General features: G+C 64.8%; 12 protein-coding genes. 4 read left to right on the top strand and 8 right to left on the bottom strand.

Annotated features, from left to right (window positions below):
- Window positions 1–14: 14 nt before the first annotated feature.
- Genes cysT through ACHMW7_RS13690 form a run of 3 tightly spaced genes read left to right on the top strand, consistent with a single transcriptional unit; the run spans window position 15 to window position 2,806 of the window.
- Window positions 15–866, top strand: a complete 852-nt coding sequence (gene cysT, locus ACHMW7_RS13700; RefSeq protein WP_192568424.1) for a sulfate ABC transporter permease subunit CysT — start codon at window positions 15–17, stop codon at window positions 864–866.
- Window positions 859–1,743: a sulfate ABC transporter permease subunit CysW gene (cysW, locus tag ACHMW7_RS13695; protein ID WP_395450759.1), complete on the top strand. Its 885-nt coding sequence runs from the start codon at window positions 859–861 to the stop codon at window positions 1,741–1,743. The genes cysT and cysW overlap by 8 nt, the downstream gene beginning before the upstream one ends.
- Window positions 1,744–1,756: 13 nt before the next feature.
- Window positions 1,757–2,806: a sulfate/molybdate ABC transporter ATP-binding protein gene (locus ACHMW7_RS13690; RefSeq protein ID WP_395450758.1), complete on the top strand. Its 1,050-nt coding sequence runs from the start codon at window positions 1,757–1,759 to the stop codon at window positions 2,804–2,806.
- A gap of 119 nt (window positions 2,807–2,925) precedes the next feature.
- On the opposite strand, the gene ACHMW7_RS13685 is transcribed toward ACHMW7_RS13690, so the two are convergent.
- The 8 genes from ACHMW7_RS13685 to ACHMW7_RS13650 form a co-directional block, all read right to left on the bottom strand.
- On the bottom strand, window positions 2,926–3,348 hold the full coding sequence (locus tag ACHMW7_RS13685; protein WP_395450757.1) for a DUF1236 domain-containing protein: 423 nt from the start codon (window positions 3,346–3,348) through the stop codon (window positions 2,926–2,928).
- A 233-nt stretch (window positions 3,349–3,581) separates the two neighbouring features.
- Window positions 3,582–4,676: an amino acid ABC transporter permease gene (locus tag ACHMW7_RS13680; RefSeq protein ID WP_395450756.1), complete on the bottom strand. Its 1,095-nt coding sequence runs from the start codon at window positions 4,674–4,676 to the stop codon at window positions 3,582–3,584.
- A gap of 1 nt (window position 4,677) precedes the next feature.
- Complete coding sequence (locus ACHMW7_RS13675; protein WP_395450755.1) at window positions 4,678–5,826, bottom strand: amino acid ABC transporter permease; 1,149 nt, start codon at window positions 5,824–5,826, stop codon at window positions 4,678–4,680.
- A gap of 95 nt (window positions 5,827–5,921) precedes the next feature.
- Window positions 5,922–6,941 carry an amino acid ABC transporter substrate-binding protein gene (locus ACHMW7_RS13670; RefSeq protein WP_395450754.1) on the bottom strand — a complete coding sequence of 340 codons (1,020 nt, stop codon included), beginning with the start codon at window positions 6,939–6,941 and terminating at the stop codon, window positions 5,922–5,924.
- A 257-nt stretch (window positions 6,942–7,198) separates the two neighbouring features.
- Window positions 7,199–8,371: a Gfo/Idh/MocA family protein gene (locus ACHMW7_RS13665; protein ID WP_395450753.1), complete on the bottom strand. Its 1,173-nt coding sequence runs from the start codon at window positions 8,369–8,371 to the stop codon at window positions 7,199–7,201.
- 151 nt (window positions 8,372–8,522) lie between these two features.
- Window positions 8,523–9,578 carry a sugar phosphate isomerase/epimerase family protein gene (locus tag ACHMW7_RS13660; RefSeq protein WP_395450752.1) on the bottom strand — a complete coding sequence of 352 codons (1,056 nt, stop codon included), beginning with the start codon at window positions 9,576–9,578 and terminating at the stop codon, window positions 8,523–8,525.
- 80 nt (window positions 9,579–9,658) lie between these two features.
- On the bottom strand, window positions 9,659–9,913 hold the full coding sequence (locus ACHMW7_RS13655) for a DUF2087 domain-containing protein (protein ID WP_395450751.1): 255 nt from the start codon (window positions 9,911–9,913) through the stop codon (window positions 9,659–9,661).
- An 8-nt stretch (window positions 9,914–9,921) separates the two neighbouring features.
- Window positions 9,922–11,220: an amidase gene (locus ACHMW7_RS13650; RefSeq protein ID WP_395450750.1), complete on the bottom strand. Its 1,299-nt coding sequence runs from the start codon at window positions 11,218–11,220 to the stop codon at window positions 9,922–9,924.
- A gap of 140 nt (window positions 11,221–11,360) precedes the next feature.
- On the opposite strand from ACHMW7_RS13650, the gene ACHMW7_RS13645 reads away from it, so the two are divergent.
- Entirely contained in the window at window positions 11,361–12,482 is a 1,122-nt protein-coding gene (locus ACHMW7_RS13645; RefSeq protein ID WP_395450749.1) for an NADH:flavin oxidoreductase/NADH oxidase, read from the top strand.
- Window positions 12,483–12,604: the final 122 nt, after the last annotated feature.

Below are 12,604 nucleotides of genomic sequence, written 5' to 3'. Positions count from 1 at the left end.
AAGACCAGGACGATATGACCACAGCACCCGCCAAGGCGGGGTGGCGGTTCAGACAGCCGAGCGTCATTCCGGGATTCGGATTGACGCTCGGCTTCTCGCTTGCCTACCTCACGCTCATCATCCTCATCCCGCTTTCCGGGCTCGTCTGGCGTTCGGCGTCGCTGGGCTGGAGCGATTTCTTCGCCATCGCCACCGACCGCCGCACGGTCAAGGCGCTGGAAATCAGCTTCGGCACGGCCTTTATCGCCGCAGCCATCAACGTCGTCTTCGGCACCATCGTCGCCTGGGTGCTGGTGCGCTACCGCTTCCCTGGTCGCCGCGTCATCGACGCGATGGTCGACCTGCCCTTCGCACTGCCGACGGCGGTGGCCGGCATTGCGCTGACGACGCTCTATTCGCCGAAGGGCTGGATGGGCGCGCTTTTGGCGCCGCTCGGCATCAAGGTCGCCTACACCCCGCTCGGCATCGTCATCGCGCTCGTCTTCATCGGCCTGCCCTTTGTCGTGCGCACGGTGCAGCCGATCATCGAGGAGATCGACAAGGAGGTCGAGGAAGCCGCGGCCACACTCGGCGCCAACCGCTTCCAGACCATCTTCCTCGTGCTGTTTCCCGGCCTGGCACCCGCCGTTGTAACAGGCTTCGCGCTCGCCTTCGCGCGCGGCGTCGGCGAATACGGTTCGGTCATCTTCATCGCCGGCAACCTGCCTTACGTCTCGGAAATCGCGCCGCTGCTGATCGTCATCCGGCTCGAGGAATACGACTATGCCGCGGCCACCGCGATCGCCACGATCATGCTGGCGCTGTCGTTCCTGATGCTGCTCGTCATCAACCTCATCCAGTCGCGGACCCGCAAACGTTATGGCTGATCCCGAGCTTTACCCCGCCGACATCCATCACGAGCACGCCTCGCTTGCGGTGACCGAACGGCCGCTGGCGCGCGCGGCACTGATGGCCGTCGCTTTCGCCTTCCTGGGCATCTTCCTGCTTCTGCCGCTGGTGGTGGTGTTCGAACAGGCGTTTTCGCGCGGCATCGGCGCTTTCCTCGGAGCCATCAACGAACACGACACGCTGGCGGCAATCAGGCTGACGCTGCTGGTCGCGGTCATCTCGGTGCCGCTCAACCTGGTGTTCGGCGTCGCCGCCGCCTGGGCCATCGCCAAGTTCGAGTTCAAGGGCAAGGCCTTCCTGATCACGCTGATCGACCTGCCGTTCTCGGTGTCGCCGGTCATTTCAGGCCTGGTCTATGTGCTGCTGTTTGGCGCTTCGAGCCTGCTTGGGCCCTGGCTCAAGCTGCACGGCATCGTCATCCTGTTTGCGGTTCCGGGCATCGTGCTCGCCACCGTCTTCGTCACCTTCCCCTTCGTTGCCCGCGAACTGATCCCGCTGATGCAGGAGCAAGGCACCGGCGATGAGGAGGCAGCATTGTCGCTCGGCGCCAATGGCTGGCAGACCTTTTGGCATGTGACGTTGCCCAATATCAAATGGGGCCTGCTCTACGGCGTTCTGCTCTGCAACGCCCGCGCCATGGGCGAGTTCGGCGCGGTGTCGGTGGTCTCGGGCCACATCAGGGGCCTGACCAACACCATGCCGCTGCATGTCGAAATCCTCTACAACGAATACAATGCCGTCGGCGCCTTTGCCGTGGCGTCCGTGCTCGCCGGTCTCGCACTGGTGACGCTTGTGCTGAAAACCCTTCTCGAGCTCCGCTACGGCGCCGAGATCGCCGCCACGCGCGGACACTGACAGAGGTCGACTGATGGAAGTTCGCGTTTCCAATGTGCGCAAGGAATTCGACCGGTTTCCGGCGCTGCGCGACGTCTCACTCGACATCAGGTCGGGCGAACTGATCGCGCTGCTCGGGCCCTCGGGCTCGGGCAAAACCACGCTTTTGCGGCTGATCGCCGGGCTCGAGCGGCCGACCCGGGGCACCATCTTCTTCGGCGACGAGGACGCGTCCAACAGGACGATCCAGGAGCGCAATGTCGGCTTCGTGTTCCAGCATTACGCGCTGTTCCGCCACATGACGGTGGCCGACAATATCGGCTTCGGCCTCAAGGTGCGGCCCACTGCCAAGCGGCCGACCAAGGCGGAGATCCGCCGCCGCGCCTCCGAACTGCTCGACCTCGTCCAGCTTTCCGGCTTGGAAAAGCGTTATCCGGCCCAGCTTTCCGGCGGCCAGCGCCAGCGCGTTGCGCTGGCCCGCGCCATGGCGATCGAGCCCAAGGTGCTGCTGCTCGACGAGCCGTTCGGCGCGCTCGACGCCCAGGTCCGGCGCGAACTCCGGCGTTGGCTGCGCGAGATCCACGACGCCACCGGCCACACCACGATCTTCGTCACCCACGACCAGGAAGAGGCGCTCGAACTCGCCGACCGCGTGGTGGTGATGAGCCAGGGCCGCATCGAGCAGATCGGCACCGCCGACGAGGTCTATGACACACCCAACTCGCCCTTCGTCTATGGCTTCATCGGCGAGTCGAGCTCGCTGCCGGTCAAGGTCGAGGACGGCCAGGTCTGGATATCCGACCGGCCGATCGGGCTCACCGCACCCGAACTTCCCGACGGCGAGGCGACGCTGTATTTCCGTCCGCACGACATCGACCTGCTTGAAGAGTGCAATGGCTGCATTGCCGGCACGGTGGCGGCAAGCCGGCGCGTTGCCGGCACCCGCCGTGTCGAACTCGAGATCGGCGGTGGCCGCGAGCGCATCGAGATCGAGCTCCCCGTCGGCCACCCCGCCACCCAGAAAAGCCGGGTGGCGTTCAGGCCGAAGCGGTGGAAGGTGTTTCCGAAACCTGTCGAGGGCTGAGTGGGCTGCCGACTTGCGCGGTTTCGGACCGCCCGTTGGAAAGAAGTTCGAGGCGTCGCCGGCACCTCGCTGAACTTCTGCGTTTGGGCGGTGTGGAGAGCCCCATCAGGGCCCATCCGTCAGTCCATGATGTAAACGACCTTGCGGGTCTGCGGGTCGATAAGAACGGTACGGCCGTCCATAACGACGTACTGATACTTGTTGTCGGCAAGTGCGCCTGGCTTCAGGATATCTGGAATGATAGCGCCCAGGACCAACTCAAAATTGGACGGACGTTCAACGGCCACCGGATTGGCCTTTACATACTCCCGAACGACCACTTGTTCTTCGGGAGTTACAACCACAGTCTGTGCAGCCGCAAATGCGGTGCTCGAGAGCACGATAGTTACAGCAAGTGTGCTTCGGAAAGTCGTCTCACCAAACCCCTCAGTTGATGGTCTAACAACCGGTGAGGAGCGAAACGGTTCCGTGCTTGGTGCGGCGATTGGCACGCCTGCTGGCGCTGCCCTGCGGGTCGCAACCGTGATTAGGCCTTCGAGCATGGCTGGCATCATCCGGCACCAGTCGTGTCGAGCCGGAGATCAGTGGTGGACGCGAGCGCATCGAGATCGATGCTGTCGGTCGGCCACCTGCTGTCCAGAGGTGGCGTTCAGGCCCAAGCGCTCGAAGGTCTTCCCACAGGCGCTAGTCTTGGGGGGTGTAGCCAGGTACTACGGGCGGTGCTTGCTCTACGGTCGCGGCGACGTCATTCCGTTCCTGCCCAATTACCAGCCACCTACCGATACGACGTATTGAAATGCCTCTCGAGGAACCGGCTGTAGGCCCCCATGAGCGCGCTGAACAGGAAGTAGACGGCTGCAGCGAAGACGTAGCCTTCGAGCACGGCGATGCCTTGCCAGTCCGGGTCGCGCAGCGCGGTGCGGACGGTGTCGAGGAAGTCGAGCAGGCCGATGATGGTCACCAGCGTGGTGTCCTGGAAAAAGGCGATGAACAGCCCGACGAGCGCCGGGATGACCTTCTTCAGCGCCTGCGGCAGCACGATCTTGAACATCACTTGCCAGTAGTGCAGTCCAAGCGCCCGGCCGGCTTCGAACTGGCCTGACGGGACATCCTGCAGGCCGCCGCGCACGATCTCGGCGATATAGGCTGCGGCAAACAGGATGATCGCCACCTGCGCCCGCAACAGCTTGTCGATGGTGACTCCATCCGGCATGAACAGCGGCAGCATGACGGCGGCCATGAACAGGATGCTGATCAGCGGCACGCCGCGCACCAGCTCGATGAAGCCGACACCAAGGACGCGGATCGCCGGCAGATGCGAGGCGCGTGCGAGCGCGAGACCAATGCCGAGCGGCAAGGCGAAGGCCAGCCCGACAAAGGACAACATGAACGACAGCGGCAGGCCGCCCCATTTCGACGTCGGCACCGCAGTCAGGCCAAAAATGCCGCCCGCCATCAGCAGATAGAGCACGGGCAGGATGCCGATCGCCCAGGCGAGCAGCAGACCCCTGCCCCAGACGCGCGGGATCATCGACACACAGCAGCTGCCGAGGAACAGGCAAAGAGCTGCGAGCGGGCGCCACTGCTCCTCGAACGGGTAGAAGCCGAACAGCATGTAGCGCAGCTTGTCGGCGAGAAACGGCCAGCAGGCGCCGGAACTTTGCTTGCAGGCATCGGCACCGCCGTCGAAGACGGCATTGAGCAACAGCCAGCCCAGCGCGAGCTTGGCCAGCAGCAGGATGAGCGCGCCGCAGATGAGCGTAATCAGCGCATTGCCTGGCGTGCCGAAATAGGCGGTGCGCCACTGCGAGCGCCGCGCTGGGCGGGCAACGGAGTTGATGGCGGCGGGAAGAACCTGGGTGTTGCTCATGTCAGCGCGCCTTCAGCGCGACACGCGCATTGTACCAGTTCATGAACAGCGAGATCGCCACCGACAGGCCGAGATAGATGCCCATGAAGATGGCGATGGTCTCCATCGCCTGGCCGGTCTGGTTCATGATGGTGTTGGAGACCATCACCAGGTCGGGATAGCCGATGGCGATGGCCAGCGAGCTGTTCTTGAACACGGTGAGATAGGTGTTGGTCAAAGGCGGGATGATGACCCGGAGCGCCTGCGGCAGAACGACGAGCCTGAGCGTGCGTGAGCGTGGCAGGCCGAGCGCCTGTGCTGCCTCCCACTGGCCCTTGCTGACGGCCTGGATACCGGCGCGGACGATTTCGGCGACACTGGCCGACAAATTGAGCATCAGCCCGACAAGCAACGCCACGAACTCGGGGCGGATCTGGAGCCCGCCGGTGAGGCGGAAGCGCCCGGCCTCCGGCGCGCTCCACGACAGCGAAACCGCACCACTGGCCCAGACTGCGAGCACGGGCAGGACGAGTACGACGAAGGCAACGATCCAGCCGGCATTGGCCTTGCCGCTTGAAATACGCCGACGCTGGGCAATGTTGCGCACGACGAGGGCTGCGGCGACACCGAGCCCAAGCGCGGCAAGTACCAGCTCGAAGCCGCTCCGCCATTCGAGCGATGGCATGGCCAGGCCGCTGTTGGATAGGAAAAAGCCGGGAAACAGCTGGATCGCCTGGCGAACCGGTGGGAACACCAGGATGATCAGGAAATACCAGAGGAACAGATAGAGCAGCAGCGGCACGTTGCGCAGCAGCTCGACATAAGCAAGCATCAGCCGGCTGAGCAGCGGATTGGTCGACATGCGGCCAATGCCAACGAACACGCCGATGAGGGTGCCGAACAGCGCGGCGAGGAACGACACCTTTATGGTGTTGATCAGGCCAACGAGGATGGCGCGCGCGACCGTGTCGGTCGGCCCGTAGGCGATCGACGTTTCGCTGATGGCAATGCCGGCCTGCCTGGACAGGAAGTCGAAGCCGGTGGCGATGTCCTGCTTGGCAAGGTTGGCGCTCGCGGTCGCGTACATCGCCCAGGCGGCGAGCAGCACCAGCGAAATGGCGACGAATTGGTAGAAGACCGCGCGAAACCGCGTGTCGTTCAAAAACAGCATGGGCGCGCCGATGTCAGAAAACCGATGTCAGATAGCCGGAATCAGGGGACAAGAAAAAGGTCCGTGCCGGGTTGCGGCGCGGACCTCGCATCTTCTTAGCGGACCGGCGGCGCGTAGAGCAGGCCCCCGGCATTCCACTGCGTGTTGGGGCCACGCGTCATGCCGAGCTTGGTCTTTTCGCCGAGATTGCGGTCGAACACCTCGGCGTAGTTGCCGACGCTCTTGACGATGTTGTAGCCCCACTTGTTGTCGAGGCCGAGCATCTTGCCGAGCTCGTCGGCACCGCCCAGCATGCGCTGGATTTCGGGGTCCTCACTCTTGACCATCTCGTCGACATTGGCCTGGGTGATGCCCTTCTCCTCGGCCGCCATCAGCATGTAGACCGACCACGACACGATGTCGCGCCAGTTGGAATCGTTCTGGCGCACGGCGGGCGCCAGCGGCTCCTTGGAGATGGTTTCGGGCAACAGCACGTAGTCGTCGGGGTTGTTGGCGACAGCGCGGATCGAGGCGAGGTCGGAACGGTCGGAGGAGATCGCCTCGCAACGGCCGGAATAGAAGGCGGCGCGGTTCTCGTCGGGGCTTTCAAAGACCACCAGTTCGAACTTGCCGCCGACGGTGCGGAAGAAGTCGGTCAGGTTCTGCGAGGTGGTGGTACCAGGCAAGGTGCAGATCGCGGCGTCCGTCAGTTCCTTGGCGCTGGCAACGCCGAGCGACTTGGGCACCATCAGGCCCTGGCCGTCATAGAACACGGTCGGGCCGAAATCGATGCCGAGCGAGGTTTCGCGCGAGAAGGTCGCCGTCGTCTGACGCGACAAAACGTCGATCTCGCCCGACTGCAGTGCCTGGAAGCGGGTGTTGATGTTGGTCAGGACGAAGTCGACCTTGTCGGGGTCGCCGAAGACAGCGGCGGCAATGGAGCGGCAGATGTCGGCGTCGAAGCCCTGCATGCGGCCCTTGTCGTCGGCGGCGGCAAAGCCGGGCGTGCTGAGCGAGACGCCGCAGATCAGCTTGCCGCGCGCCTTGACGGTGTCGAGCGTGGCGGATTGTGCCGCGGTCGCACCGACCATGAGTGCGGCGGTGGCGGCGCAGAGCGCCAGGAATTTACGTTTCATGTTTCCCTCCCTTGATGTGACCGCAGGCCGCCGTGCCAATTCTCCCCCGGCACGAGCCTCGATCTGTCGCGGGGCTATGTATGCATAGATTGTGTACGATTTGGAAGACGAATATTATGCGATATGTATACAATTATGCGAGGGTGTGAATAAACCTTGGCGCACGGGCGCAGTAGCACCTGGCGGGACCGACGGCGCATGCAAGAGACGCCGCGCCGGCGCGGCGACGTGTCGTGTTCCCGAAGCGGTGGATGAGCTCAGAGCTTCGTCCACCCCGCGTTCTTCTTCGACGAGCGCACGCAGGCTTCGACGAAGGCTACGCCTTCGACGCCGTCCTGAACGGTCGGGTAGATGACGTCCTTGGCCGGCTTGCCACCCTTCCTGCGCGCCGCGCGGATGGCCCGCGCCGCCTCCTGGTAAATGTTGGCGAAACCTTCGAGATAGCCTTCGGGGTGGCCCGAGGGCACCCGGGTGACGCGCGCCGCTGCAGCCCATGCCCCGACGCCGCCGCGCGTGATCAGCTGCCTGGGCTGGCCGAAGGGCGTGTACCAGAGATAGTTCGGGTCGGCCTGCACCCATTCGATGCCGCCCTTGGAGCCGTAGACGCGCAGCTTGAGGCCATTCTCGTGGCCGGGCGCCACCTGGCTCGCCCAGATCATGCCCTTGGCCCCGCCCTTGAAGCGCAGCATGACGTTGACGTTGTCGTCGAGCAGGCGCCCGGGCACGAAAGCGTCGAGATCGGCGGACAGCGAGTCGAGCTCCAGCCCGGTAACGAAGCGGGCGAGATTGTAGGCATGCGTGCCGATGTCGCCGGTGGCACCACCAACGCCCGACTGCTTCGGATCGGCGCGCCACGACGCCTGCTTCTGGCCGGTGGCGGCGAGGTCCTCGGTCAGCCAGTCCTGCGGGTATTCGGCCTGGACGACCCTGATGTCGCCGAGCTGGCCTTTGGCGACCATCTCGCGCGCCTGCCGGATCATCGGATAGCCGGTGTAGTTGTGGGTCAAAACGAAGACTTTGCCGGTCTTCTCGACGAGCGCCGCTAGCTTCTTGGCCTCGGCCAGCGTCGCGGTCAGCGGCTTGTCGCAGATGACGTGGATGCCGGCCTCGAGGAAGGCTTTGGCGGCGGGGAAATGGACGTTGTTCGGCGTAACTATGGCCACCGCTTCGATGCCATCGGGGCGCCTGGCCTCGGCCTTGGCCATCTCGGCAAACGAGGTGTAGCTGCGCTCCGGGTCGAGGCCGATCTCGGCGGCGGAGGCTTTCGCGCGCTCCGGGTTGGACGACAGCGCGCCGGCGACGAGCTGGAAATCGCCGTCCATGCGCGCCGCGATCCGATGCACGCCACCGATGAAGGCGCCCTGCCCGCCGCCGACCATGCCATAGCGGATCGGGCCGCTGCCGTTCCCGGATTTCGATGCAACGACCATGTTGTGTCCTCCCTTGATATGTCGATCCTGCCCCTCATCCCGTTGCCGGGACCTTCTCCCCGAAGGAGGCTGGTCGCAACGGCTCCGCTTCCCCCTTCTCCCCGCCTGCGGGGAGAAGGTCCCGGCAGGGGGATGAGGGGCAGCACCGAGTTCAAATCCCCATCATCGTCCGCAGCATCGCCCGGTCGCTCGCTCCGCCGGCAAAATCGTCGAAAGCTTTGTCGGTAACCCGGATGATGTGGCTTTCGATGAAGGGCGCGCCTTCGGCCGCACCGTCCTCCGGATGCTTGAGGCAGCATTCCCATTCCAGCACCGCCCAGCTGTCGTAGCCATATTGCGCGAGCTTGGAGAAGATGCCGGTGAAATCGACCTGGCCGTCGCCGAGCGAACGGAAGCGACCGGCACGGCCGAGCCAACCCTGATAGCCGGAATAGACACCCTGCCGTCCATCAGGGTTGAACTCGGCGTCCTTGACGTGAAACGCCTTGATGCGCTCGTGGTAGATGTCGATGAAGGCGAGGTAGTCGAGTTGCTGCAGCAGAAAATGCGACGGGTCGTAGTTGATGTTGCAGCGCTTGTGGCCGCCGACCGCGTCGAGGAACATCTCGAAGGTGGCGCCGTCAAAGGTGTCCTCGCCCGGATGCAGCTCGAAGCAGAGGTCGACGCCTGCCTCGTCATAGGCGTCGAGGATCGGCGTCCAGCGTTTGCCGAGCTCGGCGAACGCCTCCTCGATCAGGCCGGCCGGGCGCTGCGGCCACGGATAGAGATAAGGAAACGCCAGCGCACCGGTGAACGACACGCATGCCCTAAGGCCGAGATTCTGCGAAGCCTTTGCGCCGAGCTTCATTTGCTCGACCGCCCATTGCTGCCGCTCCTTCGGCTTGCCGTGCAGCGCTGCCGGGGCAAACCCGTCGAACTGCGCGTCATAAGCGGGGTGCACGGCGACGAGTTGGCCCAGCAGATGGGTCGACAGTTCGGTGATCTCGACGCCTGATGCAGCGCAGATCCCCTTGATCTCATCGCAATAGGTTTTCGACGTCGCCGCCTTTTCGAGATCAAACAGCCTGGCATCGATCGAGGGCACCTGAATGCCCTTGTAGCCAAGGCCACCGGCCCACTCTGAAATCGATTTCAGCGAATTGAACGGCGCGGCGTCGCCGGTGAACTGGGCGAGGAAGATCGCGGGGCCCTTCATTGTCGACGGCATCAGTTTTCTCCTCATACGATTCCGGGCCCGCCACGGGTCGACGCCAAGATGACCATTATTTCAGCCAGCTCCGCAAGTGCCTAGGACGCCTGCGGCAGCCAGTAACGCCCGACACCGGGGTCGCGCCGAAAGCGGCCACTTTCGATCAGTTCGCGCCTGAGCAACGCCCAGTCGCCGAAACTGTGGTGCCGCTTGAGGATGTCGTTCACCTCCTTTTCGGCATAGTCGCGCCCTGGCTCGAACCTGGCGGCAAGGAAATCGAGCACCAGGACGCGGTCGGCGGCCTTGGCCGGCCAGCGGGTGACGATACCGTCGTCGGTGATGAGCGCAGTCATATAGGCTCCTATGCGTCCGCCAGTAGCGTCTCGACGGCGAGTCCCGCTGATAGCAAGCGCCGGTCGTGACCGTTGCGCGCCATCAACATCAGACCGGCTGGGCGGGCGGATCCAGGCATCGGCAGCGACAATGCAGTAAGGTCGAACTGGTTGGCGACCTGGGTGTTGCGCAACAACAGCCCTTCGATGCGGTCGGCATGCGCCCCGTCGGCCAGCAGTTCGGCGATCGGCTGGGCTGTGACCGGCGTCGTCGGCAAGACGACAAAATCAAAGGCAGAAAGCCGCGCATCCATGGCAGCGACGAGCTCGGCGCGCCGGTTCATCGTCCTGATGTAGCTGACCGCCGGCACTTGCATCGCACGACCCAGCGCGCCGCTGACATTGGCATCGACCGGGGTCGACGCGCCATTGGCGAGCCAGTCGGCGTGGATCGCGGCGCCTTCGATCGCCGCGATCGTCCCTGTCCGGGTCGCCACGCGCAGGTCGGCCAGCAGATCGTCGACGCGGCATTCGGTGATTGTCGCCCCTGCCGCCGCCAGTTGCTGCAGCGCGCGGTCGAAACTTGCCGCGACACCTGCTTCGACACTGTCAAGCAGCCGACCGCGCGGCACGGCGATGCGCAGGCCAGACATCGACAACGGCGGCAGGACAAAATGCTCCTTGCCGGCCATGACAGCGTCAGCAGCGATGCACTGCGCAACCGACCTGGCGAGCGGGCCGATCGAATCGAGCGATGGTGACAGCGGAAATGCGCCGTCGAGCGGGATACGCCGCGCCGTCGGCTTGAAGCCGACGACGCCATTGAGGGCGGCAGGCACCCGCACCGACCCGCCGGTATCCGAGCCGACAGATATGTCTGAGCTGCCTTCGGCCGCCGACACGCCGGCGCCCGACGACGAGCCGCCGGGGATCAGCGTGGGGTCGGCGGCGTTGGGTGGCGTGCCGTAATGCGGGTTGAGGCCGAGTGCTGTGAAGGCGAATTCGGTCATGTGGGTCTTGCCGATGATGACGGCACCGGCGCGGCGCAGCCGCTTTACCACCAGTGCGTCCACCTGCGCCGGCGCAGTGGCGCGGCGCATCACCGAGCCAGCCAGCGTCGGTTCGCCAGCAACGTCGAACAGGTCCTTGATCGAGACGATGACACCGTCGAGCGGCCCGAGCGTGAGCCCTGCCCTAACCCGCGCATCGGTGGCATCGGCAGCTGCGCGCGCGGCTTCACCATAGAGTTTGGCGAACACCCGCTCGTCGCCGGCGCGCGCCTTGAGCCGCGCCAGGATCACCTCAAGCCTGTCTCGTGTCGCGGTCATGCGCCCTCCAGGAATCCGCCGCGCCGTGTCGCTGCTGGCGCTCATCGCGCCGACTGTTAACACGGCGTGACCCGATGCAACACGGTTGCCGACCGCTGCAAACATCTTACAGTTGCCTTTCCAAGCCCCAGGAGCCGCCAATGACCGTCCATCTGTTTTCGCCTATCACGCTTGGCCAACTCGAGCTTCCCAACCGCATCGCCGTTGCCCCGATGTGCCAGTATTCGGCCGACGACGGCTCGGCCACCGACTGGCACCTGCAGCACTGGATGAACCTCGCAATGTCCGGCGCCGGCATGGTCACCGTCGAGATGACCGACGTCGAGCGGCGCGGCAGGATCAGCCATGGCTGCCTCGGGCTTTATTCCGACGCCAACGAGGCCGCGGCGAAACGGGCACTCGACGCGGCCAAGCGGGTGGCAGCGCCGAGCACCAAGTTCGGCACCCAACTTGCCCATGCCGGCCGCAAGGCCTCGAACCGTCGCCCGTGGGAAGGCTCGGGGCCGCTCGCCCCTGACGAAGATGCCTGGCCGGTGGTCTCAGCGTCGGCGCTGGCCTATGCCGATGGCTGGCAGGTGCCGCAGGCGCTGAGCGAAGCAGGCATCGACGAGACGATCGGCCATTTCGTTGCGGCAGCAAAGCGCGCCGAGCGCGCCGGCTTCGACTTCATCGAGCTGCATTCGGCGCATGGCTACCTGCTGCACCAGTTTCTCTCACCCCTGTCCAACCATCGCACCGACAAGTGGGGTGGCTCGCAGGAAAACCGCATGCGTTTTCCCATCGAGGTCGCGCGCCGTGTCGCGCAAGCCGTTCCGGGGCTCATGCTCGGCGTCCGCATGTCGCTGACCGACTGGGTCGACGGCGGCTTCAGCCTCGAAGAGGCGATCGAGGTCGCCAAGGCCTACAGCAAGGCGGGCGTCGCCTACATCTGCTGTTCGAGCGGCGGCAACTCGCCACATCAGAGCTTGCGCACCGGCCCGGGCTACCAGGTCCATCTTGCCGAGGCGGTGAAACAGGCGACCGGCATTCCTGTCCGCGCGGTCGGCATGATCGACCAGCCTGTTCAGGCCGACGCCATCATCCGTGAGGGCCGCGCCGACATGGTGGCGCTCGGCCGCGCATTGCTTGCCGATCCACGCTGGCCGTGGCGGGCCGCCGCCAGGCTCGGCCACGACTTCCACACGGCACCCCAGCTTGCCCGTTCGGCGGCACTGATGAAGCAGTGGGGTTCGACAGCCCAGGTTTCTGGAGCCGTGGCTTGACCGCGCTGGATCAGGACAATGGCACCGTCCCTCTGGTTTATGCCAATCCAAGCAGCAACAGCGCCGTGCGTCCAGCTGGAGGCGCGAAGGAGCCGTAGCACTTTGAACCCGGGGGCAAAATC

This window comes from Aminobacter sp. UC22_36 (assembly GCF_044056035.1).
Taxonomy (GTDB): Bacteria; Pseudomonadota; Alphaproteobacteria; order Rhizobiales; family Rhizobiaceae; genus Aminobacter.
Note: the sequence above shows the minus strand (reverse complement) of the source record. Positions and strands in the feature narration are given on the sequence as shown.

Coding starts and splice junctions, on each gene's coding strand:
- ACHMW7_RS13660 (WP_395450752.1), bottom strand. CDS start 9,578: ATGCCGTCGACAATGAAGGGCCCCGCGATCTTCCTCGCCCAGTTCACC.
- ACHMW7_RS13685 (WP_395450757.1), bottom strand. CDS start 3,348: ATGCTCGAAGGCCTAATCACGGTTGCGACCCGCAGGGCAGCGCCAGCA.
- ACHMW7_RS13690 (WP_395450758.1), top strand. CDS start 1,757: ATGGAAGTTCGCGTTTCCAATGTGCGCAAGGAATTCGACCGGTTTCCG.
- ACHMW7_RS13645 (WP_395450749.1), top strand. CDS start 11,361: ATGACCGTCCATCTGTTTTCGCCTATCACGCTTGGCCAACTCGAGCTT.
- ACHMW7_RS13665 (WP_395450753.1), bottom strand. CDS start 8,371: ATGGTCGTTGCATCGAAATCCGGGAACGGCAGCGGCCCGATCCGCTAT.
- cysT (WP_192568424.1), top strand. CDS start 15: ATGACCACAGCACCCGCCAAGGCGGGGTGGCGGTTCAGACAGCCGAGC.
- cysW (WP_395450759.1), top strand. CDS start 859: ATGGCTGATCCCGAGCTTTACCCCGCCGACATCCATCACGAGCACGCC.
- ACHMW7_RS13670 (WP_395450754.1), bottom strand. CDS start 6,941: ATGAAACGTAAATTCCTGGCGCTCTGCGCCGCCACCGCCGCACTCATG.
- ACHMW7_RS13675 (WP_395450755.1), bottom strand. CDS start 5,826: ATGCTGTTTTTGAACGACACGCGGTTTCGCGCGGTCTTCTACCAATTC.
- ACHMW7_RS13680 (WP_395450756.1), bottom strand. CDS start 4,676: ATGAGCAACACCCAGGTTCTTCCCGCCGCCATCAACTCCGTTGCCCGC.
- ACHMW7_RS13650 (WP_395450750.1), bottom strand. CDS start 11,220: ATGACCGCGACACGAGACAGGCTTGAGGTGATCCTGGCGCGGCTCAAG.
- ACHMW7_RS13655 (WP_395450751.1), bottom strand. CDS start 9,913: ATGACTGCGCTCATCACCGACGACGGTATCGTCACCCGCTGGCCGGCC.